Source organism: Micromonospora vinacea (assembly GCF_015751785.1).
GTDB classification, from domain to species: domain Bacteria; phylum Actinomycetota; class Actinomycetes; order Mycobacteriales; family Micromonosporaceae; genus Micromonospora; species Micromonospora vinacea.
On the sequence record NZ_JADOTY010000001.1, the window covers coordinates 1690197 to 1710866 of the forward strand.

Consider the following 20670-nt stretch of genomic DNA (forward strand, 5'->3'; position numbering starts at 1 on the left):
TCACGTCGGCACCACCACCGTCGTGCCCTCGGCGAGGTCCGTACCGGTGACCTCCACCCGGCCGTCGGCGAACAACCCGGTGGTCACCGCGAGGACCCGGGTCACGTCGCCCTCGACGACCTGGACGCCGTAGCCGCCCTCGGCCAGCGCCAGCAGCGCCGCCACCGGCACGGTGAGCACGTCGCGGCGCTCCGAGACGGTGAACGTGACGTCCGCGCTGGCCTGGTCGAGGCCGGTGAGGGCCTTCGGGTCGGTCACCGCGACTGTCACCTCGACCTTCGTCTCGGCGTCGCCGGTCTGCCCGTTGGCGCCGGCCGCGCCGGCCTGGACGACCGTCTCGACAGTGCTGATCGTGCCCGCCACCGCCCGGCCGTCCGGCAGCCGGACGCTGACCTTCGCGTCGCGCTTGGCCAACCGCTGGTCGTCCACGTCCAACTCGACGGTGACGACCCGGCTGGTGCCGGTGTAGGTCAGCACCGCCTGGCCGGGCTGGGTGAGATCGCCGACGTCGGCCTGGTGGCTCTCCACCCGGACTTCCCGCTCGGCGTACACGATCCGCCCCGGCTCGACCCGGCCGGTCTCGGCCAGACCCAGGTCCTCCTGCCACTCCCGGACGGCGTCGGCGGTGGCGCCGGTGTACTCGTCGTCGACAGTGAAGCCGGTGTAGCCCAGCGCTTCGAGGTTCTTCTCGAACTGCGCGACGTCGGCACCCTCGACCCCGGGGGCGAGGGTCCGGTACGCGGGCAGCCCGCCGTAGAGGAGCACCACCTCCTCGTTGTCGACGAGGTAGAGCGGCTTGCCCCGCCGTACCGTCGACCCGGTCGCGGCCAACCCGGTGACGGTGCCGCTGAGCTTCGCCGTGGCGGTACGGGTCGCGCCGTACCCAAGCTCACCGTCGGCGGTCTCCGAGTCGGCGAGGGTCTGCCGGGTGACAGTGGCGGTGGCGGGTGGCGCGCCGCCGGCCTGGGCGCGGCCCCCGTCGGCACCGCCGCCGAAACCCACAGCGGCGACCACCCCCACGGCGGCGACCAGTAGGACGACGCCGCCGGTGACGGCGGCGCGCAGCCGCGAGCGTCGGATGGCCCCGGTCACCGGCCACCACCGAACTGCGGCGCGTGCTGCCGGCACTTCTCCATGGCGGCCTTCATGGCCGGGTCGCTGATGTCGATGGCGTTGCCTCCCGCCCCGATCCGGACCCGCCCGTCGGCGTCCGGGTCCGGGAAGTCCGGCACCCCGTTCTCCCGCATGCACTTGGCCAGGGTGCGCATCTGCTCGGCCTGCTCGGGGTTGAGCTGCGGTCCCTGCCCGCCGTTGGGCAGCTTGTCCTGGCACTTCTCCATGGCAGCCTGGACCTTCTGCTGGTCCACGTCCGCGCCGAACCGGAAGCCGGGACGGCCGCCCGCCTCCGGGTCGGGCATGTCCACCCCGTTCTCCCGCATGCACCTGGCGAAGGCGAGTTGCCGGTCCGAGTCACTGACCGGCGCGCCGCTCGCCGTGGCCCCGGCCTTCGCCCCACCGGCGGTCGCGACCCCGCCGCCGTCGTCCCCTCCCGAGCCGCACCCCGACAGCGCCAGGGCGAGCAGGACGGGGATCGCAAGCATCTGTCGTCGCATGGTGTCCGCTTCCGCTCAGGTCCGGCGCGGTTCGCCGAACGTGGCATCCAGTGCACGGCAGCGGGCGTATCCCCGGCGTTACCGTCAGCGGTTATGCCGGCGTTACCGCACCCCGAGCACCATGGAGGGGTGAGAGTGCTGGTGGTCGAGGACGAGAACGTGCTGGCGGACGCCATCGCCGAGTGGCTGCGTCGGGAGTCGTTCGCTGTCGACGTGGCGTACGACGGGGACGCCGCGTTGGAACGGCTCGGCGTCAACGAGTACGCGGTGGTGATCCTGGACCGGGACCTGCCGGTGGTGCACGGCGACGACGTGTGCCGGGCGATCGTGGACGCGGGCGGGGAGACCCGGGTGCTGATGCTGACCGCGTCGGCGGCGGTCCGGGAGCGGGTGGCGGGGTTGGCGCTCGGCGCCGACGACTACCTGACCAAGCCGTTCGCCCTGGTCGAGCTGTCGGCTCGGGTGCACGCGCTGACCCGCCGGTCCCGTCCGGCGGCACCGCCGACGCTGCGTCGCGCCGGCATCTGGCTCGACCCGGCCCGACACGAGGTTCGCCGCGACGACCGGCACGTGGCGCTGTCCCGCAAGGAGTTCGCGGTGCTGGCCGAGCTGCTGCGCGCCGACGGCGCGGTGGTCTCCGCCGAGGACCTGCTGGAACGCGCCTGGGACGAGCACATCGACCCGTTCACCAACGTGGTCCGGGTGACGGTCATGAAGCTGCGCCGCAAACTCGGCGACCCACCGGTGATCGAGACGGTCCCCGGGGCGGGGTACCAGATCCGATGAAACGCCTCACGATCCGCGCCCGGCTCACCCTCATCTACGGCGGGCTCTTCCTGTTGGCCGGCGTGGTTCTGCTCGCCGTCACGTACGTGCTGGTGGATCAGCGGATGCCGCAGCCGTTCGGGGTGAAGCTGAGCGACCTGCCGAAGACCGCCCCCACGACGCCCAGCGGGCAGAACGTCGACAACCTGCGCACCCTGTTGCAGGAGTTGCAGGACGAGGCGAAGCGCAACGCCCTGGAGTCGCTGCTGACCCAGGGCGGCATCGCGTTGATCGTGGTGTCGACGGTGGCTATCGCGTTCGGCTGGTTGCTCGCCGGTCGGGCGTTGCAGCCCCTGCTCCAGATCACCGGCACGGCCCGCCGGATCGCCGGCGCGGACACCGCCGGCCGTGGTCTGCACGAGCGGATCGCGCTGACCGGCCCTCCCGACGAGGTGCGCGAACTCGCCGACACGTTCGACGAGATGCTGGAACGGCTGGACCGCTCCTTCGACGGGCAGCGCCGGTTCGTGGCGAACGCCTCGCACGAGCTGCGTACGCCGCTGGCGCTCAACCGCGCCCTGGTGGAGCTGGCGGTCACCCGCCCGGACGCGTCGGCGGAGACCCGGCGGTTGGGCGAGTCGCTGCTGGCGGTCAACGAACGCCACGAGCGGCTGATCGACGGCCTGCTGACCCTGGCCGACTCGGAGAACGAGCTGACCGAGCGTACGCCTGTGGACCTGGCCGAGGTCTGCGCGCACACCACCGACCAGGCCGGGAAGCAGGCACCGGGCGTGCGGGTACGGCGGGCGCTGGCCCCGGCGCCGACCAGCGGCGACCCGGTGCTGTTGGAGCGGCTCACGTTCAACCTGGTGGAGAACGCGTTGCGCCACAACCTGCCCGCCGACGGTTGGGTGGAGGTGCGCACCGGGCTGGTCGACGGCCGTCCCACCCTCACCGTGACAAACACCGGCCCGGTCATCCCCGGTTACGACGTCGAGACGATGTTCCAGCCCTTCCGCCGGCTGTCGCGGGAGCGGGTCGTCGGCGCGCGGGGCTTCGGGCTGGGGCTGTCCATCGTCCGCGCGGTGGCCCGGGCCCACGGTGGCACCGCCGAGGCGCAGCCCCGCCCGGACGGCGGCCTGATCGTCACTGTCGCCCTGCCGCCGGCCTGACCGGCGGCCCGGTCTCAGCGGAAGAACGCGCGCAGCACTGTGGCGGTCTCGGCCTCCAGCACCCCGCCGTAGACCTCGGGGCGGTGGTTGAGCCGACGGTCCCGCAGCACGTCCCAGAGCGATCCGGCCGCGCCGGTCTTGGGCTCCCATGCGCCGAACACGACTGTGGAGACCCGGGCCAGCACCAGCGCCCCGGCGCACATGGTGCACGGTTCGAGGGTGACCACCAGGGTGCAGCCGTCCAGCCGCCACCGGCCGGTGCGCTCGGCGCCTCGGCGCAGGGCCAGCACCTCGGCGTGGGCGGTGGGGTCGCCGGTCAGCTCCCGCTCGTTGCGTCCGGTGGCCAACTCGGTGCCGTCCGGCCCGTAGAGCACCGCCCCCACCGGCACGTCGTCGACGTCGGTGCTGACCGGGTCGTCGACGGGCGGACCGGCGACGGCGATCTCCAGGGCGCGTCGCATCCACAGCTCGTGCCGCTGCCGTCGGCCGACCTCACCTGGGTCGGCGAGGCCCTCGTGGGCGCCGGGCCCGGCGCGGCCCACCACACCGGGAGTCGGCTGACCGGGTCGGATCGACTCCAGCGACGGGTCGGTGGCGTCGGCCGGCTCAGACCTCACGCAGCTCCTCGACCTCGTCGGCGCAGCCGAGCACCTGGCAGATCTCGGCGGTGACGTCCGCCGGCATCATCCCCTCGTGGGAGCAGAGGGTCAGCAGCTTCTGCGCGGAGATGCCCAGGTTGGCCAGCAGGTCGGCCTCACCGACCGGGTCGGCTTCCGGGTCGACGACGGGCTGCTCGCTCTCCTCGTCACCGGTGGTCGACGGGCGCGGCTCCTCGTCACCGTCGAGCCCGGTGACCGAGGTCTTCAGGTCACCGACCAGCAGCGACCCCAGCTGCGACTCCTCGGCGTACGCGGAGTCCGAACCGAACACCCGCAGGTCCTCGCCCTCGTCCAGGCGCAGGATCACCAGGTACGCGTCGTCGGCCTCGACGAAGAGCAGCGACACGTCGGCCTCCAGGTCGACGTCACGCAGCCGGTCGGCAACCTCGTCGATGTCGGTCGCGCCACGCAGGCTGACCTCGGCGGCGGTCCAGCCACTGTCGTCGCGCACCACGGCCGCAGCGAAGTACGACACGGTCCCCCCAATAGCCCTCGACACAGCGTCGACTCGTTACGCGTGCACGTTAGCCGGTCGGGTCGGCGGGCGACCCGTCAACGCCCCGAAGCGCGGGTCATTCCTGACAAAGTCGGCTCAGCCGACGACTCGACGGCGGGTGGCGATGAGCTGGCGCAGACGCTCGGTGCGCTGCCGCTGCGGTCGGCTGCGCTGGCGGACCGCCCGGGCGCCCGCCAACTCGGCCAGCAACTGCAGGCGACGGCGGTTGCGATCGGGATCCTGCCGCGGAGTGGTCCAGGCCATAGTGCCGAGCCTGCCGAGTCTCGGCGGCCGCGTCAAGACGGCGTTCGCTACGCAGCCAACCGGGCACAGGGTGCAGTCACCGGGCGTCGTTTCGGGGCCGCTCCGTGCCGGTCACCACAGCGGCCAGTCACCACTGGTCGCCCAGCGGACCGCCACGACGGCGGCGGCGATGCTCCAACCACCCGCCGTGACGATGGCGACCCCGGTGGCCACCCCCCGGTCGCCGTAGCGGACCAGCACCAGGGCGGTGACCCAGGCCAGCAGGCCAGCGATCACCGTCCACCACGCGTAGCTGGCCACGTCGGTGCCGAGCAGGCCGAACAGCAGCAGCCAACCGGTCGCCGCGCCGGCACCGGAGGCGACACCGCCGCCGGTGATCGGGTGCGGCTCGCGGTAGGTGGGCCGGGTCGGGGGCCCGGAGGGGAAGAGGCCCGACGGGGTACGCGGCAGCGGGCGGGCGGCACCGAAATCCGGGCCAGGTTCGGGTCGGGCAATGGTCACCGTCGCTGCCCTCCCTCACGCGTGCCGCTCGTGCCCACGGTACCGGCTCTGCCAGGATGACCGGATGTCCTCGCCGACGATCAGCCGCCGCGCTCGTCCGGCGTACCCGATCCTGCTGCTGCTCGCCCCGGTGCTGGCCGCCGGCTGCGCGACCACCCGGCCGGGGGTGCCCGACGGCGCCGCGCCGACGCCACCGTCGGTCTGGGCGACCGCCGACCAGCCGGCGTCGCAGTCGCCCACGGCCACGACGACGGCGACCGACCCGAGCCCTCCGGCGCCGTCGTCGGCCAAGCCGTCCGCGACGGCACCCCGCACCGGGCTGAAGCATGTCTTTCCGGTACGCGCCGACGACGTCGACTACCACACCACGCACGGGGCGTACCCGGCGACGGACCTCTTCGCCGACTGCGGCGAGCCCTTCGTGGCGGTGACCGACGGGACGGTGCTGGAGGTGAGCCGCGTCGACAGGTACACCAAGCGTGGGCGGCAGGGCCCGGACAACGGCGGCCTGTCGGTCTCCCTGCTCGGCGACGACGGGGTGCGCTACTACGGCTCGCACCTGAGCGTGGTGACCAGCGGCGTCGACCCCGGGGTGCGGGTCCGGGCCGGGCAGCAGCTCGGCAAGGTGGGCCGCACCGGCAACGCGAACAACGTGTGTCACGTGCACTTCGGCATCTCGCCGGCGTGCGCCGGCAAGGACGGCTGGTGGATCCGGCGCGGGGTGATCTGGCCGGCGCGTTACCTGGACTCCTGGCGGCGCGGCGGCAATCGGGAGCCGGCCGCCGAAGTCACCGCGTGGCAACGCAAGCACGGCTGCCCGAAGGCGCCCTGACATGGCTGACGCGAGAGATCCCATCGCCGACCTGCGTCGGATCGCGTTCCTGTTGGAGCGGGCGAACGAGGCCACCTACCGGGTACGCGCGTTCCGGTCGGCGGCGAAGGCGCTGGCCGGCCTGTCCGCGGCCGAGCTGACCGAACGGGCCGGCAACGGCACGCTCACCGAGCTGGCCGGGGTCGGTGACGTGACGGCCCGCTGCGTGGCGGAGTCCCTTGCCGGTGAGGAGCCGGTCTACCTCCGCCGGCTGGTGGCGACCGAGGGCAGTGACCTGGACGCCGAGGCCACGGCGCTGCGCACCGCCCTGCGCGGCGACTGTCACACCCACTCGGACTGGTCCGACGGCGGCTCACCCATCGAGGAGATGGCGCTGGCCGCTGTGGAGTTGGGCCACGAGTATCTGGTGCTGACCGACCACTCGCCCCGGCTGACGGTGGCGCGGGGGCTGACCGCGGAACGGTTGCGCCGGCAGCTCGACCACGTGGCGCAGGTCAACGCGGCGCTGCCCGAGGGGTTCCGGATCCTCACCGGGATCGAGGTGGACATCCTCGCCGACGGCTCCCTGGACCAGGACGACGACCTGCTGGCGCGGCTGGACGTGGTGGTCGGGTCGGTGCACAGCGGTCTGAAGGACGAGCGGTCGAAGATGACCCGGCGAATGCTGAAGGCGGTCGCCAACCCGCACCTGGACATCCTCGGCCACGTCACCGGGCGGATGGTGTCGTCCCGTCCGGCAGGGGTGACCGGTCCTGGTGATCGGGGGCACCGCGCGCGTACCCGGGCGGAGAGCGACTTCGACGCGGACGCCGTCTTCGCCGCCTGCGCCGAGCACGACACCGCCGTCGAGATCAACTCCCGGCCGGAGCGGCAGGACCCTCCGAAGCGCCTGATCCGTCGGGCACTGGAGGCCGGCTGCCGGTTCGCCATCAACACGGACGCGCACGCGCCCGGCCAACTCGACTGGCAACGATTCGGGTGCGAACGCGCGGCCCTCTGCGGCGTCCCCGTCGACCGCGTGATCAACACCTGGTCGGCAGAGCAACTGGTGGCCTGGACGCACGACCGACCGCCTCGGCGTTGATCGACTCGCGTTCCTTTGAAACCCACGGTGTCCCGTTTCGCCGGACACCCCGACTTCAAGGAAACCGAGTCGATCACGTACCGGATGGACCCGGCGACGGGCCCGCCGGCCTGCGGCGGCCTGTCCGCGCGCGGGCGCGGCGGTGTCAGCGGCGGGCGGGCTCGGCGGCGGGTGTTGCGGGTGCGCCGACGCCGACGACGGGACTGCTCCGGCGGCGGCTGAACATCCCCTGCGAGACCGCGACCCCGAGCAGCACGATCAGCGCGCCGACCGGTTGGTGCCAGTTGAGTCGTTCGTCGAGCGCCAGAGCACCGATCAGCACCGCGAAGATCGGGATCAGGTAGGTGACTGTGGAAGCGGTGGACGCGCCGGCCACCCGGATGTTGCGCATGTTGATCACGAATGCGAGCCCAGTGCCGAGCGCGCCGAGGGTCAGCACACTCGCCACCACCCCGGCCGACAGCTCGGTGGGCAGCGGCGGCAGGCCGGCGACGAAGGGGGTGACGATCGCCAGTTGCGCGGCGGCGAGCAGCAGTTGCGCTGTGGAGAGCGACAGACCCGAGTGAGCGCTGCCGGCGACGAACCGCTTCTGGTACGGGATGGCCACGCCGTAGCAGGCCGCCGCACCGAAGCACATGAGCTGGCCGGTGAAGTGTGCACCGCCGATGCCCTCCCAGACCCCGAGCACCACCAGCACGCCGACGAAGCCGAGCCCGAGCCCGACGGCACGGCGCACTGTGAGCCGCTCGGTGCGGAAGACCAGCACCGCCAGCGGCAGCACGATCAACGGCGTGGTGGCGTTCCAGATGCCGGCCAGCATCGACTCGACCCGCTGCTCGCCGTAGCCGAAGAGGGTGAACGGCACCGCCACGCCGAAGGCGGCGACGACGGTCAGGTGCGCCCAGACCCGGGGCTCGCGGGGCAGCCGGTCGCGCAGCACGGCGAGGACCACCAGCAGGGTCAGCGCGCCGGCGACGACCCGGTAGAGGGTGAGTTGGACCGGGTGCAGCTCGGCCACCCCGACCTTGATGAAGAGGAAGCTGGAACCCCAGATCGCGGCGAGGGCGACGAAGCCGGGCAGCCAGGCGCGGACCGGCGCTTTGTCAGGAGTGGTATCGGTGGTCACCCCTGACACTCTGCCGCAACCGTACGACAAAGTCGCGCCCCTTTCGGCCGTCACGCCGGGCCTGAACCCGCAGCTCGAACACGACAAGCGTCGGCGACACCGGGGTGGGGTGGTCACGTAGGGTCGCAGCGTGGGACGAATTGATGAACTCGCCAACCGCTACGTGGCCGAGTGGGCGCCGTTGAGCCCCACCGGCGCGACCTTCGTCGGCATCGCCGGCCATGACGACCAGCTCGACGACCTCTCGCCCGACGGCTACGCAGCCCGCGCGGACCTCACCCGCCGCACGCTCACCGAGCTGGAGGTGACCGAGCCGGCCACCGAATCGGAACGGATCGCCAAGGAGGCCATGCAGGAACGGCTCGGCCTGGACCTCGCCCGGTACGACGCCGGCGAGGTGACCAGCGAGGTCAGCGTGATCGCCAGCGGGCTGCACGAGATTCGCATGGTGTTCGACCTGATGGCGACCGCGACCAGCGACGATCAGGCCAACATCGCCGCCCGGCTGAACGGCTTCGGCGCCGCGCTGGAGGGCTACAAGACCACGCTGCGGGAGGCGCTCGCCGCCGGTGAGGTCAGCTCGAAGGTGCAGCTGGTCGAGGTGGCCAAGCAGTGCGACATCTGGGTCGACCCGACCGGCGACAACTTCTTCCACGGGCTGGTCGAACGGCTGGGAGCGGAGGGCACGCTCGGCTCGGAGCTGCGTCGGGGTGCGGCGGCGGCGACCGCGGCGACCGCCGAGTTCGGTCAGTTCCTGCGTACCGAGCTGGCCCCGCACGGGCGGGACAAGCAGGCCGCCGGCCGGGAACGCTACGAACTCGCCTCGCAGTACTTCCTCGGCGCCAAGATCGACCTGGACGAGACGTACGCCTGGGGTTTCGCCGAGCTTGCCCGCCTGGAGGCGGAGATGCGGGTCGTGGCGGGGCGCATCGTCGGCCCCGGTGCCACAGTCGACGAGGCCGTGACCGCGTTGGACGCCGACCCGGCCCGGACCATCCAGGGCAAGGAGGCGTTCCGGGACTGGATGCAGGCGCTGGCCGACAAGGCGATCACCGAACTGCACGGCACCCACTTCGACATCCCGGAGCAGGTCCGCCGGATCGAGTGCTGCCTCGCCCCGACCAGCGACGGCGCCATCTACTACACCGGCCCGAGCGAGGACTTCTCCCGCCCGGGTCGGATGTGGTGGGCGGTGCCGCAGGGCATCAGCGACTTCTCGACCTGGCGAGAGGTGACCACGGTCTACCACGAGGGCGTGCCAGGTCACCATCTCCAGGTCGCGCAGACCGCCGTCCGGGCTGACCTGCTCAACCGCTGGCAGCGGCTGCTCTGCTGGGTCTCCGGGCACGGCGAGGGCTGGGCGCTCTACTCGGAGCGGTTGATGGACGAGCTGGGTTACCTGGAGGACCCGGGCGACAAGCTGGGCATGCTCGACGGCCAGGCGATGCGCGCGGCACGGGTGATCGTGGACATCGGCATGCACCTGGAGCTGGAGATCCCGAAGGACAATCCCTTCGGTTTCCGGCCGGGCGAGCGGTGGACGCCGGAGCTGGGCTGGGAGTTCATGCGGGCGCACTGCCGGGTTCCGGACGAGAACCTGCGCTTCGAGCTGAACCGCTACCTGGGCTGGCCGGGGCAGGCGCCGTCGTACAAGGTGGGTGAGCGGATCTGGCTCCAGGCCCGCGAGGACGCCAAGGCCCGCAAGGGCGCCGACTTCGACCTGCGGGAGTTCCACCGGCAGGCGTTGGACCTGGGTGCGCTGGGTCTCGACCCGCTGCGCCGGGCGCTGGCCCGGCTCTGACCGGGTACGGCTGCGCGCGTCGCCGGTGCGACGAGTCCGTCGCCGCGCGCAGCCACGCCCCGAGTCGAGGCCGCTCGCGCGGTTGCGCGCTCAGCCGAGGGTGAGTGCCAGTCCCGGGCGGGCGGTCAGCGTGTCGCTGGTGACGTACGCCAGGTCGATGGCGGGGTCGGTGAACGTGATCGGGATGGGCGAGGTGACCGGAAGGCCGTCCGGTAGCGGCAGGTCCGGAGTCAGCGTGATCTTGATGCCGAGCAGCCGGCCGACGAACCGGGTCGCGTAGAAGGCCACGTCTCCCCGGACGGTCAGCTGGTTGGTCGCGTATCGCTGGTTGCGCCCTGCGGGGCCGTCGGCCCGCAGCAGGAAGTCGCTGGTCACCGCCTCCCGCATGCTGAACTTCAGCACCTTGAGGTCGCCCGCCACGGTGTGCAGGTCCGTGACCCCGTCGAACCGCAGCCCGGTCATCCGCACCGACGATCCGGTGAGCTTCGACGGCGTCCGGGCCACCGTCGGCAGGGCCGGATCGGCGGCGATCCGCGGCAGGAGCTTGCCCGGCTGCACCGTTCCCGGCTTGCCGGGTGCCGGCGTGCCGGGCTTGCCCGGGGCCGGCTTGCCCGGTGGCTGGGACGGGCAGTCGCCGGGGCCGGGGCGGGGCGTCGCCGTGCTGGTCGGCCGGGCTGTCGGGGTGGCCGTGGGGGACACCGAGGGCGCGGGGTCCTCCTGGCCGCCGACGCCGAGCAGATCGCCGATTCCGTCCAGGATGTCGGTGATCACGTTGCCGCCCCGCGCCGGGCTCGGGGTGGGCGTCGGCGTGGCCGCGCTGCGGCTGGGCGACGGGGTGACGGCCCGGGGTGGGGTGGGACAGCCGGTCGAAGTCGGTCGGCTCGGTGCGGCCTGCACCGCTCGGGGCTGGCTGGCCAGGCCGACGGCCGCCAGCCCGAGGACCACGAGAGCGATGGCGAAGGCTCGCGGGTCGGCGGAACGTCCCGGCCACCCGGGCGGCGCACCCTCGTCGGACGCCCCGGCAGTCTCGGCCTGTCCGGTATCGGCCTGCCCGGTATCGGCCTGCTCGATCTCGGCCTGTCGTGGGCTGGGTGGGGTGGGGTGGATCGGCGTCCAGGCGAAGGCGAGCGCGCTGCCGACGATGCCGAGCAGCAGACCGACGAAGAAGCCGCCGAGGTTGAGCCCGATCAGCGAGTAGACAGCGGTGACCGCCGCGACGACCGAGTAGAACAGCCGCTGCGCCGGGGTGAACCAGAGCAGCAGGCCACAGGTCACGAGGATGATCGGAATCAGCAGCGAGAGCAGGCCGGTCGCGCCACTGTGGAAGCTGAGACCGTTGAGGGTCATCCGGGTGGAGGCGAACATCTCCAGCCCGGCCAGGGCGATGAGCAGTCCGCCCCAGAACGGCCGGCTGCGCTGCCAGCGGCGGAAGAGCCGCCACGCCTGAGCCGGACCACTGGGCCGGGCGTGGGACGGGTTCGCGGTTGTCACGTACTCCTCCTGGCCGAGCGGGGACGAAACCGAGCGGGGGCATGGGCCCGTCCCGCGGCGCTGACCACCGCGGGCCGTGGCTCAGTTCAGAAGCACTCCTTGCCCTTGGCGTCGTCACCCACGTTGACCTTGAGCCGGAGGCCGACCAGGTTGAACGTGGCCGCCGTGGTGTAGCGGGACACCTGTTGCAGGTTGGTGATGGTGACGTGGTCGGAGTTCTGGCCGAACGAGCCGGACTGCGCGCTCGGGTTCAGGTCGGTGGCGTCCCGACCGATCTTGATGTTGGTGAAGGTCGCGTTGCCGTTCAACGAGTCCATCGCGATCAGCAGGTCCTTGGCGCGGGCGGGTTCCTTGCCTTCGCCGGCGTTGATGGTGAGGACCACCGGCAGGCCCGGCAGGTCGGCGCGGACGGACTGGCAGAGGCTGTAGAGCTCGGCGCTGCTGATCTCGGAGAGCGCGATCGGGTGGACCTGGCCGGACTTGCCGTCCTTGCCCTTCTCGCGGACGATGCCGCCGTACTGCTTGAAGCCGTCGCCCTCCAGGCGGTCGGCGCCGATCTTGAACGTCTGCCCGGAGACGGTGATGTCGGAGGCGATAGCGCCGGTCGACATTCCGAAGAGGATGGCGCCGGCAGCCGCCGTGGCGGGCACCATCATGGCGGCGAAACGCCACCATCGGGTACGACCCTGACTGTCCAACCGATCCTGCACGGGTTCCTCCTCGGGTCGGTGCGCGCGAGTGGCCGGTCCGTTACGGGCGGCCCGCACTGGGAGCCCGCGATCTGTTACCGGCTGGTAACCATCGGGCTTGATGGTGCACCCGTTGCGGCGCAGGTCACAACCCCCTGATTACCGGGCGATAACAGTCGAGCGACCAGACGAAAGCGCGGCATCACGGATCGTCAACGCATTCACCGTCATGACCGTCCGAAATGACCACAAGGCAGGCAGATCGCTGCGGATAAGCAGCGCAGAGTGACGCTACATTGACTAATTACAATCAAGTAACAAATGTAAAGCACGCAGGTGGCGCAGGTTGCCACATGATCGAGGGGCGGGCCGCATCGCGGCCCGCCCCTCGATCACACATCCGGTCGTACGCGCGTCAGCGCTGCTCCACCTCGCCCGGAGCCGGACGCTGGGTCGGCACCGTCGGGTCCTCCGACTTCCAGTTCGTCGAAGCCGGCGGGATCTCGTCGGTCAGTGGCCCGCCGACCGGCTGCGGCCTGGGCTGCTCGACGGTATCCGTGTCGCGGACCGGCTCCTGGTCCACCCGGGTGGGCGTCGGGTCGGCGACCGCCGGCTCGGCGCGGTGCCGGGCAGACCCGCCCTCGGGTCGGGTCACCAGCCACACCCCGAAGACGACAGCGAGCAGACCGAGGACACCGGCGACGATCGGACCCCAGAAACTGATCAGGCCGATCTTGAAGCGGTTGTCCTTGACCGTCTCGACACTGCGGCTCACCGTGTCGTCGGTGTAGTTGAAGTCCGCGTCCAACAGCACCGTGGGGGTGCCGGTGTTGGGGCGCAACTCCTTGTGCTGCTGCTCCCGCACGTTCACGTAGGAGCCGGTGACCGGGTCGACCCAGAGCGTCCGGATGTTGCTGTAGACGATCTGGCCGCTGGTGGCGCCGGGCGCGAACTTGCCGACCAGCGTCTGGATGCTGCTCTCCGGGGTGGCCAGCACCTCGTTCTCGATCCGCTGCTCGAAGCGGTACGCCTCGATGCCCTTGATCTTCTCGGTGCCGACGAACTTGGCCGGGACGGCCCGCTTCAGGTCACGGTCGAAGACCTGGTAGTCGCGCTTGTCGGTGCCGAACGGGAACTTGTAGATCTGGCCGGAGTACTTCACGTTGCCGACCGGAGTCCCGTCCGCCCCGGTCTCGTTGAGCCACTGCTCCTTCCACGAGGCGGCCGCGCCGGAGATCCGGTAGAGAGCGAGTTCGGTGCTGTACTGGCTGACCACGTCCTGGTTGTCGACGCGCCGGACCGTCTGGTAGACGTCCCAGATCACCGCGTCGCCCTTGAGGTCCTTGGGCAGCCGATCCTTGGTGTCGTCGGGCTGTGGAATGACCTCGACATTGGACACCAGATCGCCTTGCGGAACCTCGATGCTCACCGAGCTCCCGGTTGCCGTGATCTTCAGGAACCTGGCGTTCTTCGCCTCGGCGACGGACGTCGTTGGCTCAAGATCGTAGGGGAGCTTGGTCACGGCGGGGGCCACATAAAACGGCAGCCCGGCCGCGAAGACCAGCAATAAGACGCCAAGCCCGAAGAGCGCGGCGCCCACGCGAAGCTTCACTCATCCTCCTGTAACCTGCCGCCCTACGACCTGTTGTCCGGGGCACCCGATCCTTAACATGGCGGGAGGTTACTCCCCGGTCACCTTCAAAGCGACCCCCTGGATGTCCAGATGTCCACAGCCGCCGCGCCAACAGTTTCGGAGCCTTCGGTAACCGGCCGACTCCCCGCCCTCGACGCGCTGCGAGCAATCGGCGCGGTGGCGGTCGTCGGTCACCACGTCGGGTTCCAGACCGCCGTCACCATGAACACCACCTGGGGCGGCTGGCTGGCTCGGCTGGACGTCGGCGTCGCCATCTTCTTCGTACTGTCCGGGTTTCTGCTGTTCCGGCCGTGGGCGCTGAACGCGGCGACCGGCCGGGCCCGACCCCGCGCCAAGCGCTACCTGTGGCGGCGAGCCCTGCGCATCCTGCCCGCCTACTGGTTGGCGATCGCGGTCTGCCTGATCGTCCTGCCGCAGAACGGGCAGGCGTCCGTGGCCGACTGGATCCGCCACCTCACCTTCACCCAGATCTATCAACCGGGGCAGTTGCGCGCCGGGCTCAGCCAGACCTGGAGTCTCGCCACCGAGGTCGTGTTCTACCTGCTCCTGCCGCTGATCGCCGCGCTCGCCGTCGGCCGGTCCTGGCGTCCTGTCCGGACCATCGTGATCGTCAGCGGGAGTGCGCTGCTGACCGCCGGGTGGCTCACCCTGATGGGGCTCGGCCAGCTCGACAGGGCCCTGCACACCATGTGGTTCCCCTCGTACGCCGCCTGGTTCGGTGCCGGCATGGCACTGGCGGCGGCGCACGTCGCCCTGCGCACCGGGACCGCGCCCGCGTCCTTCCGGATCCTGGACGACCTGGCCTCGGCGCCGGTCACCTGCTGGGCCGCCGCTGTCGGCCTGATGGCGATCGCGACGACGCCCATCGCCGGCCCCCGCGACCTCGCCGAGCCGACGGCCGCCGAGTTCGGCGTCAAGCTCGCCCTGTACCTGGCGATCGCGGCGCTGATCCTGATCCCGGTGGCCTTCGGCGGGCCGAGCCGGGCCAAGGAGGTCTTCGGCAGCTCGTCCGCTCGATGGCTCGGCGCGGTCTCGTACGGGCTGTTCCTGTGGCACCCCATGGTCATCGAACTCATCTACCTGGTCGACGACCGACCGCTCTTCACCGGCGGGCTGCTCAACACCTTCGCCCTCACCATGGCCTTCGGTCTGGTGTACGCCGCGGTCAGCTACTACGGCGTCGAGCGGCCCCTGCAACTGCTCGGGTCGCAGGGTCGCCGCCGATCGACCGGACGTGGGCAGGCATCCGGGACCTCCGCCACCGACGTGGCCGCACCGGCCACCACACCGCCGACCGTCGCGGCTGGCACGCCTGTGCCCACGGTCGGCGGGTAGCGCCCAGCGCTGGCCCATCGGGGCATTGCCGGCCGGCACACCAGCCCCTAATGTGACGCGGGTCGCTAAATTACTTGAGAGTAGGGTTCGCGTGGAGCGTCGCTTCGGCATGCCCGGACACGTGTTGTTCCTCAACTGGCGAGACACCCGCAACCCCGAAGGTGGCGGTTCAGAGGTGTACGTCGAGCGGATCGCCGCCGAGTTGGTGGCGCGCGGTTTCCGCGCCACCCTCTTCTGCGCCGCCCACGGTCAGGCCCCCGCCGACGAGGTCAACGAGGCGGGCGTACGGGTGGTGCGGCGCGGCGGCCGACACACCGTCTACCTGTGGGCAGCGCTCTGTTACGTCGCGGGTGCGCTGGGTATCGGCCCGCTGGCGGCCCGCCGGGGCGGCCGGCCCGATGTCCTGGTCGACGTCTGCAACGGGTTGCCGTTCCTCGCCCCGCTGTGGGCCCGACGCCCGGTGGTCAAGCTGATCCACCATGTGCACCGCGAGCAGTGGCCGGTGGTGCTTCCCCAGTGGGCGGCCCGGTTCGGCTGGTGGATCGAGTCGTCGCTCGCCGTACGCCTCTACCAGCGGTGCCGGTACGTCACCGTCTCCGAGGCCACCCGCCGAGAGTTGGCCCAGCTCGGCGTGCCGCCGGAGCAGGTCTCAGTGGTGCACAACGGCACCCCGACGCTGCCGCACACCGACGTCGAGCGGGCGACGTTCCCGCTGCTCGTGACGCTGAACCGGCTGGTGCCGCACAAGCGGGTGGAGGTGGCGCTGCGGGCCGTCGCTGCCCTCTCCGACGAACTGCCGCAACTACGTCTGGTCGTCGCCGGTCAGGGCTGGTGGGAGTCGCACCTGCGTGAACTCGCCGCAGAACTGGACATCACCGAGCGGGTGGACTTCCGGGGCTTCGTGACCGAGGAGGAGAAGGCCGCCCTGCTCGCCTCGGCCTGGGTGGCCCTGACCCCGTCGCTCAAGGAGGGCTGGGGGCTCACCATCGTGGAGGCGGGTTCGGCGGGCACCCCGACTGTTGCGTTCCGGGGAGCGGGCGGAGTCGCCGAAGCGGTCGTCGACGGGCGTACGGGCCTGCTGGCCGACGACATCGACGACTACCTGACGAAGGTGCGCACGCTCCTGCACCGGGATGAGCTGCGGCGGGAGATGGGCGCCCAGGCCCGGGAGCACGCGGCCAGCTTCACGTGGCAGGCCGCGGGTGGGCGCTTCGAGGCGATCCTCAAGGGTGTGGAGTCGCCCCGCCCAGTGCAGCAGCGGGGCGAGCCGTCCTACCTGTCGCCGTAAACCGCGGGGGCGTACGGGTCTTTCTTTCCGGCCCGCTTGGCCGCCTCCGAGACGAGCTTGGCCTCCTTTGCGGCCTCCTCGTCGGTGGCGGTCGCGGCGGCCGAGATCCCGCCGAGAGCCAGGATCCCCAGCAACGCCGCCACCAGGCCAGACACGACCAGGGTCAGAGCTCTACGCATGCCAATCCTCCAATGGCGAGACGTGCGAGCGGACGTTACCACGCGGTAGCTCGCCGGTGTAGTGCCGAAACGGCGGCAGCGATGACCACCAGAAGGGCAGCGCTGAGCGCCGCCACCACGGCCAGTCGGGCCGGCCCGGACGGGCTCGATTCGCGCACCGTCGCCGGATTGCGGTACAGCGTCAGGGACGGTCCGTCGTGGACGCGCACCAGGCCACCGAGCACCTGAGAGTCCACCTCCCCGGAGACCTCGTGCTGCACCAGGACCCAGCGCACACCGGTGGTCCAGACCGGCCGACCCTCGGCCAACGCCCGGCGCATCTCGCGGACGCGCGGATTCTCGCCGGCCACGGCGACGTCGCCGACCCGGAGCGTGTCGTCGGTCAGGACCGTCCCCGGCAGGTAGCGGGGCGCCGGGTCCAGGACCACCCGGCCGGGGTTCCACGGGTACGCGCGGTAGGCGCTCAGCGGCAACGCGAGGATCTCCCCCGGCTCCTCGTCGATGTACTCGGCCACCCGCTGCCACTCCGCCGGATAGCTCACCGGACGCAGCCGACCGGCACCGCCGAAGGCGAGGTCCGGCAGGACCGCCACCGGCAGGAACAGCAGCCCGACCAGGATCACCCCGGCCACCTCCCGGTCGACCCGGGCCACCAGCCGCTCGGCCCCCAACGCCGCACACACCACCAGCAGCAGGGCGTACGGGGCCAGGAACTTCTGGCCATCTCGCAGCAACCCCGCGCCCGGCAGGTTCACCACCGCCCAGCGCAGCGCGGCATCCCCACCGGGGAGCACCCCGAGCGCGGCGAGCAGACAACCGGCCCCGGCGAGCACGGCCAGCCGCGGCGCCCCACCCGGGGGCAGCCGCCGCCGCAGCAGCCCCGCACCGACACCGGCCAGGATCAGCAGCACCACTGTCGCCACCGGCACCAGTGGCGTGGCGCGGCTCGCGGGGGTGGCCTGCGCGCTCCAGATGCCGCCGGTGCCGGCCAACGCCACCAGCGGGCCGGCCCAGTTCTCCGACCGCGCCGCGAACGCCGCCACCCCCGCCGGGTCCGAGGAACCCCCGGCACCGGTGACCAGGGCCGCGACCACCCAGGGGGCGTTGAGCACCCCGACCGCGGCCAACGCCTGCCGGGACCGCAGCGGATGCATCCGCTGCGACACCAGCAGCGACCGGGGCGCGCGCATCCGGTCCGACGTCAGCACCAGCACCGTGCCCAGCGCGATCAACCCACCGGTCGGCGTGATGGCGGCGGGAGCGGCGGCGAGCACCACCCGGGCGAGCGCGCCGGTGCGCCCCGCCCGCAGGTCCAGCCCCGCCCGCACCAGCCACGGCAACGCGGCGTACGCGAGCAGCAGCCCCCACTGCCCGATCAGCAAGCGCTCGGCGAGGTACGGCGTCCACGCGTACGCCACAGCGGCGAACAGCCGGACCACACGCCGGTCGGTCGGCACCAACCGGCCGGCGCCGACCGCCGCGAGGAAGACCGCCCCGGCGAGCGCCAGCCGCTGCACCACCCAGCCCGGCACGAGCTGGGTGACCAGCGAGACCACCGCGTCCATCGGCACCGCCCGGGGCAGGCTCTGCGCCGGGGCGACGAGATCCCAGGTCAACGGCTGCCGGGGTACGAACACCATGTCGTACAGCAACGCGTAGCCGGGCGCGGCCAGCGGGGCCAGAACCAGCACCGTGACCGCCGCCGCGACCGCGTACAGCGGGAGCGTGTCCCGCCCCCGCCGAACCGGTGCGGCCCCCACGCCGTCGGTCGGGTCAACCATTCACGACGCCGGCACCGCCCGGCCGACGGTGATCAGTTCGGTGCACACCCCGACCCCGGGCGTCCGCACGGTGACCTCGACGGCGTCCCCCGCACCCTCCAACAGGAAGAAGAGGTCGTTCAGCCCGCGCCGCAGGGTGATCTCGCGGGTGGCGTCCCCGAGCCGGAAGAGCGCTGTCGAGTCACCCGAGCTGAGGTAGCCGAAGTGCACCACGTACGGCCACTCCACCAGGTACCCGTCCAGCGGGATCCGCGTGGGTCGACCGCCCTCCGCCAGGTGCCCGCAGCCGTCCACCGGGCCGGGCACGATCTTCCGCCCCTGGACCACGACCGGGCGGATCCGGCCGAGATCGTCGAACGTCGACGGTCGCGCGGCCTCCGTCACGAAGGTGGGGCGACGCTCGGCTGGGCGGAAGAAGTGCGACTGGAGATTGTCCGGCCAGAAGTACCCGGCGACGACCCGGTCCGGGACGGCGGTGTCGAAGAAGACGGTCCCCGGCGGCGCGGTGGCGAGCTCCGTCTGAGTCGTCGCGAGATAGTCCCGCCCGTACTTGGTGCTCCAGTTGTCCCCGAAACGGGCAGTGCTCCACAGGGTGCCCACGCCGATGGTCGCCAGGACGACGATCATCGAGACCAGGCCGACCGCGAAGGCGCCCGGCTCCCGCAGGACCGTCGGCACCGGCCACGCCGACACCTCGTCCTCGTCGGTGTCCTTGATCCCCAGCAGGGCCGCACCGACGCAGATCGCGGCGACCAGCACCACGTCGGCGACGTACCGGGGGACGACGCCGACCAGTGGGCCGAGCGGTCCGCCCAGCCGGGTGACGGCGAAGAGCGCGGCGACCAGCCCCAGGTAGGAGGCGAGCAGCAGCCAGGCCCGCCCGGCCGACGGACGCCGCCGGACGGTGACCACTACCAGCGTCGCCAGCACCGCCCAGGACAACCATTTGGCGATGTCGTACGGGTCGACGAGCGGGGGACCGTCACCGGCGTAGGTCCAGCGCCACGGTCCTCCGAGCAGACCCGGCACCATGGTCTCGCCGACCAGGTCACCGAGGAAGTTGAGGACCGGACCGACCGAGGTCGGATCCCTCAGCTCACCGGAGGGACGAGACAGGTAGAACGCCAGGTATCCCCCCGACAGCGCGCTGAGCATCAGCCAGGCCGGCCAGTGCCGGCGGATCGCCGTCGCGAGACTGCGCCACACTCCAGCGGAGGTGAAGAGGAAGACGGTCAGCAGGAACAGCAGCGGCACGATCAGCAGGGACTTGGTGTCGAAGAGCAGGCCGAACACCAGCCAGAGCGCGACCGCCACGAGGTGCCGCAGGCGACCGGTCCGCACGTACCGGACCTGGGCCGCCACCGCCATGACCAGGGCCAACTGCATCGGCAGCACGAGCAGCCCGACCAACCACAGCGACGAGACCTCGAGCGTCAGCGGGCTGAACACGAACAGGCACAGCGGAATGAGCAGGCCCCAACCGGGCCGGAGCAGATCGCGCAGCAGCCGATAGAGGGCGATCCCGGTCGCCGCCTGACCAACGGCCAGCAGCAACACCCACGGCCAGGTGGCGAAGCCGGCCGCCCGCACCATCGCCCACGCCACCAACAGGCCGCCGGGCATGAGGTGGTTGTTGAACGTACGCAGCAGGTAGTCCGCGTCCAGCCCGGTGTCGAGAACCTGCGCGGCGATGACGAACTCGTCCTGCGAGAACCAGCCACGGGTGGCGAGGCCGGCACGCCAGGCTACGGACACGGCGATGAGGGCGATCGCCACGGCGCGAACGGGGTCGGCGCGCAGCCATCGGCCGATCGGCCCGGGCCCGTCGCCATCGGACGCGACGCGTTCCGGATGCGTCTCGGCCTCAGCTTCTGGCATTGACATGGTCGGCAGCCTGCCACACGCTTACACGCCGTGGGGACGGCCGTTCTCCCGATAAC

General features: G+C 71.7%; 20 protein-coding genes. 7 read left to right on the forward strand and 13 right to left on the reverse strand.

What is annotated here, in order from left to right:
• Together IW249_RS08215 and IW249_RS08220 are read right to left on the reverse strand one after the other, a co-directional pair.
• Positions 1-1092 carry a peptidoglycan-binding protein gene (locus IW249_RS08215; protein ID WP_196920192.1) on the reverse strand — a complete coding sequence of 364 codons (1092 nt, stop codon included), beginning with the start codon at positions 1090-1092 and terminating at the stop codon, positions 1-3.
• Positions 1089-1601, reverse strand: coding sequence for a hypothetical protein (locus IW249_RS08220; RefSeq protein WP_231392450.1), 513 nt, complete (start codon positions 1599-1601; stop codon positions 1089-1091). The genes IW249_RS08215 and IW249_RS08220 overlap by 4 nt, the downstream gene beginning before the upstream one ends.
• 141 nt (positions 1602-1742) lie before the next feature.
• Here IW249_RS08220 and IW249_RS08225 point away from each other — a divergent pair, with 141 nt between their 5' ends.
• Entirely contained in the window at positions 1743-2399 is a 657-nt protein-coding gene (locus tag IW249_RS08225; protein WP_196920194.1) for a response regulator transcription factor, read from the forward strand.
• Positions 2396-3550, forward strand: a complete 1155-nt coding sequence (locus IW249_RS08230; protein ID WP_196920195.1) for a sensor histidine kinase — start codon at positions 2396-2398, stop codon at positions 3548-3550. The genes IW249_RS08225 and IW249_RS08230 overlap by 4 nt, the downstream gene beginning before the upstream one ends.
• Positions 3551-3564: 14 nt before the next feature.
• On the opposite strand, the gene IW249_RS08235 is transcribed toward IW249_RS08230, so the two are convergent.
• From IW249_RS08235 to IW249_RS08250, 4 genes are all read right to left on the reverse strand, one after another.
• Entirely contained in the window at positions 3565-4011 is a 447-nt protein-coding gene (locus tag IW249_RS08235) for a nucleoside deaminase (protein WP_196924690.1), read from the reverse strand.
• 145 nt (positions 4012-4156) lie between these two features.
• The gene (locus tag IW249_RS08240; protein ID WP_196920196.1) at positions 4157-4684 is read right to left on the reverse strand and encodes a tRNA adenosine deaminase-associated protein; all 528 of its coding nucleotides are present in this window, start codon (positions 4682-4684) and stop codon (positions 4157-4159) included.
• 117 nt (positions 4685-4801) lie between these two features.
• Positions 4802-4969, reverse strand: coding sequence for a hypothetical protein (locus tag IW249_RS08245; RefSeq protein ID WP_167362451.1), 168 nt, complete (start codon positions 4967-4969; stop codon positions 4802-4804).
• 111 nt (positions 4970-5080) lie between these two features.
• The gene (locus tag IW249_RS08250) at positions 5081-5470 is read right to left on the reverse strand and encodes a hypothetical protein (protein WP_196920197.1); all 390 of its coding nucleotides are present in this window, start codon (positions 5468-5470) and stop codon (positions 5081-5083) included.
• Between the two features lie 64 nt (positions 5471-5534).
• Between IW249_RS08250 and IW249_RS08255 the strand changes: the two genes are divergently transcribed.
• Together IW249_RS08255 and IW249_RS08260 are read left to right on the forward strand one after the other, a co-directional pair.
• Positions 5535-6302: a M23 family metallopeptidase gene (locus IW249_RS08255; RefSeq protein WP_196920198.1), complete on the forward strand. Its 768-nt coding sequence runs from the start codon at positions 5535-5537 to the stop codon at positions 6300-6302.
• A 1-nt stretch (position 6303) separates the two neighbouring features.
• Positions 6304-7386 carry a PHP domain-containing protein gene (locus IW249_RS08260; RefSeq protein WP_196920199.1) on the forward strand — a complete coding sequence of 361 codons (1083 nt, stop codon included), beginning with the start codon at positions 6304-6306 and terminating at the stop codon, positions 7384-7386.
• A 145-nt stretch (positions 7387-7531) separates the two neighbouring features.
• Here the strand turns inward: IW249_RS08260 and IW249_RS08265 are convergent, their stop codons facing one another.
• Complete coding sequence (locus tag IW249_RS08265) at positions 7532-8512, reverse strand: DMT family transporter (protein ID WP_196920200.1); 981 nt, start codon at positions 8510-8512, stop codon at positions 7532-7534.
• Positions 8513-8642: 130 nt separating this feature from the next.
• Here IW249_RS08265 and IW249_RS08270 point away from each other — a divergent pair, with 130 nt between their 5' ends.
• The gene (locus IW249_RS08270; RefSeq protein ID WP_196920201.1) at positions 8643-10313 is read left to right on the forward strand and encodes a DUF885 domain-containing protein; all 1671 of its coding nucleotides are present in this window, start codon (positions 8643-8645) and stop codon (positions 10311-10313) included.
• A 90-nt stretch (positions 10314-10403) separates the two neighbouring features.
• Here IW249_RS08270 and IW249_RS08275 read toward each other — a convergent pair whose 3' ends face one another.
• The 3 genes from IW249_RS08275 to pgfA form a co-directional block, all read right to left on the reverse strand.
• A complete protein-coding gene (locus IW249_RS08275; protein WP_196920202.1) occupies positions 10404-11804 on the reverse strand; it encodes a DUF6114 domain-containing protein in 1401 nt (466 codons plus the stop codon).
• Between the two features lie 86 nt (positions 11805-11890).
• On the reverse strand, positions 11891-12514 hold the full coding sequence (locus IW249_RS08280; protein WP_196920203.1) for a DUF6230 family protein: 624 nt from the start codon (positions 12512-12514) through the stop codon (positions 11891-11893).
• Between the two features lie 394 nt (positions 12515-12908).
• A complete protein-coding gene (gene pgfA / locus IW249_RS08285; RefSeq protein WP_196920204.1) occupies positions 12909-14105 on the reverse strand; it encodes a cell envelope lipid trafficking protein PgfA in 1197 nt (398 codons plus the stop codon).
• A 111-nt stretch (positions 14106-14216) separates the two neighbouring features.
• Here pgfA and IW249_RS08290 point away from each other — a divergent pair, with 111 nt between their 5' ends.
• On the forward strand, positions 14217-15482 hold the full coding sequence (locus tag IW249_RS08290; RefSeq protein WP_196920205.1) for an acyltransferase family protein: 1266 nt from the start codon (positions 14217-14219) through the stop codon (positions 15480-15482).
• A gap of 109 nt (positions 15483-15591) precedes the next feature.
• Positions 15592-16770 carry a glycosyltransferase family 4 protein gene (locus IW249_RS08295; RefSeq protein ID WP_196924691.1) on the forward strand — a complete coding sequence of 393 codons (1179 nt, stop codon included), beginning with the start codon at positions 15592-15594 and terminating at the stop codon, positions 16768-16770.
• On the opposite strand, the gene IW249_RS08300 is transcribed toward IW249_RS08295, so the two are convergent.
• From IW249_RS08300 to IW249_RS08310, 3 genes are read right to left on the reverse strand one after another with little or no spacing between them, the layout of a single operon-like run.
• Positions 16755-16949 carry a hypothetical protein gene (locus tag IW249_RS08300; protein WP_196920206.1) on the reverse strand — a complete coding sequence of 65 codons (195 nt, stop codon included), beginning with the start codon at positions 16947-16949 and terminating at the stop codon, positions 16755-16757. The genes IW249_RS08295 and IW249_RS08300 overlap by 16 nt on opposite strands.
• A gap of 35 nt (positions 16950-16984) precedes the next feature.
• Positions 16985-18709, reverse strand: a complete 1725-nt coding sequence (locus IW249_RS08305) for an MmpA family trehalose lipid delivery protein (RefSeq protein WP_372433031.1) — start codon at positions 18707-18709, stop codon at positions 16985-16987.
• Positions 18710-18730: 21 nt separating this feature from the next.
• Positions 18731-20608 (reverse strand): hypothetical protein, encoded by a 1878-nt coding sequence (locus tag IW249_RS08310; protein ID WP_372433032.1) that lies wholly within the window; start codon positions 20606-20608, stop codon positions 18731-18733.
• Between the last annotated feature and the right edge of the window lie 62 nt (positions 20609-20670).

What these genes read in the sequence shown, in the direction of transcription:
- IW249_RS08220 (WP_231392450.1), bottom strand. Translation starts at nt 1,601, where the DNA reads ATGCTTGCGATCCCCGTCCTGCTCGCCCTGGCGCTGTCGGGGTGCGGC.
- IW249_RS08230 (WP_196920195.1), top strand. Translation starts at nt 2,396, where the DNA reads ATGAAACGCCTCACGATCCGCGCCCGGCTCACCCTCATCTACGGCGGG.
- IW249_RS08235 (WP_196924690.1), bottom strand. Translation starts at nt 4,011, where the DNA reads ATGCGACGCGCCCTGGAGATCGCCGTCGCCGGTCCGCCCGTCGACGAC.
- IW249_RS08245 (WP_167362451.1), bottom strand. Translation starts at nt 4,969, where the DNA reads ATGGCCTGGACCACTCCGCGGCAGGATCCCGATCGCAACCGCCGTCGC.
- IW249_RS08255 (WP_196920198.1), top strand. Translation starts at nt 5,535, where the DNA reads ATGTCCTCGCCGACGATCAGCCGCCGCGCTCGTCCGGCGTACCCGATC.
- IW249_RS08260 (WP_196920199.1), top strand. Translation starts at nt 6,304, where the DNA reads ATGGCTGACGCGAGAGATCCCATCGCCGACCTGCGTCGGATCGCGTTC.
- IW249_RS08290 (WP_196920205.1), top strand. Translation starts at nt 14,217, where the DNA reads ATGTCCACAGCCGCCGCGCCAACAGTTTCGGAGCCTTCGGTAACCGGC.
- IW249_RS08295 (WP_196924691.1), top strand. Translation starts at nt 15,592, where the DNA reads ATGCCCGGACACGTGTTGTTCCTCAACTGGCGAGACACCCGCAACCCC.
- IW249_RS08300 (WP_196920206.1), bottom strand. Translation starts at nt 16,949, where the DNA reads ATGCGTAGAGCTCTGACCCTGGTCGTGTCTGGCCTGGTGGCGGCGTTG.
- IW249_RS08310 (WP_372433032.1), bottom strand. Translation starts at nt 20,608, where the DNA reads ATGCCAGAAGCTGAGGCCGAGACGCATCCGGAACGCGTCGCGTCCGAT.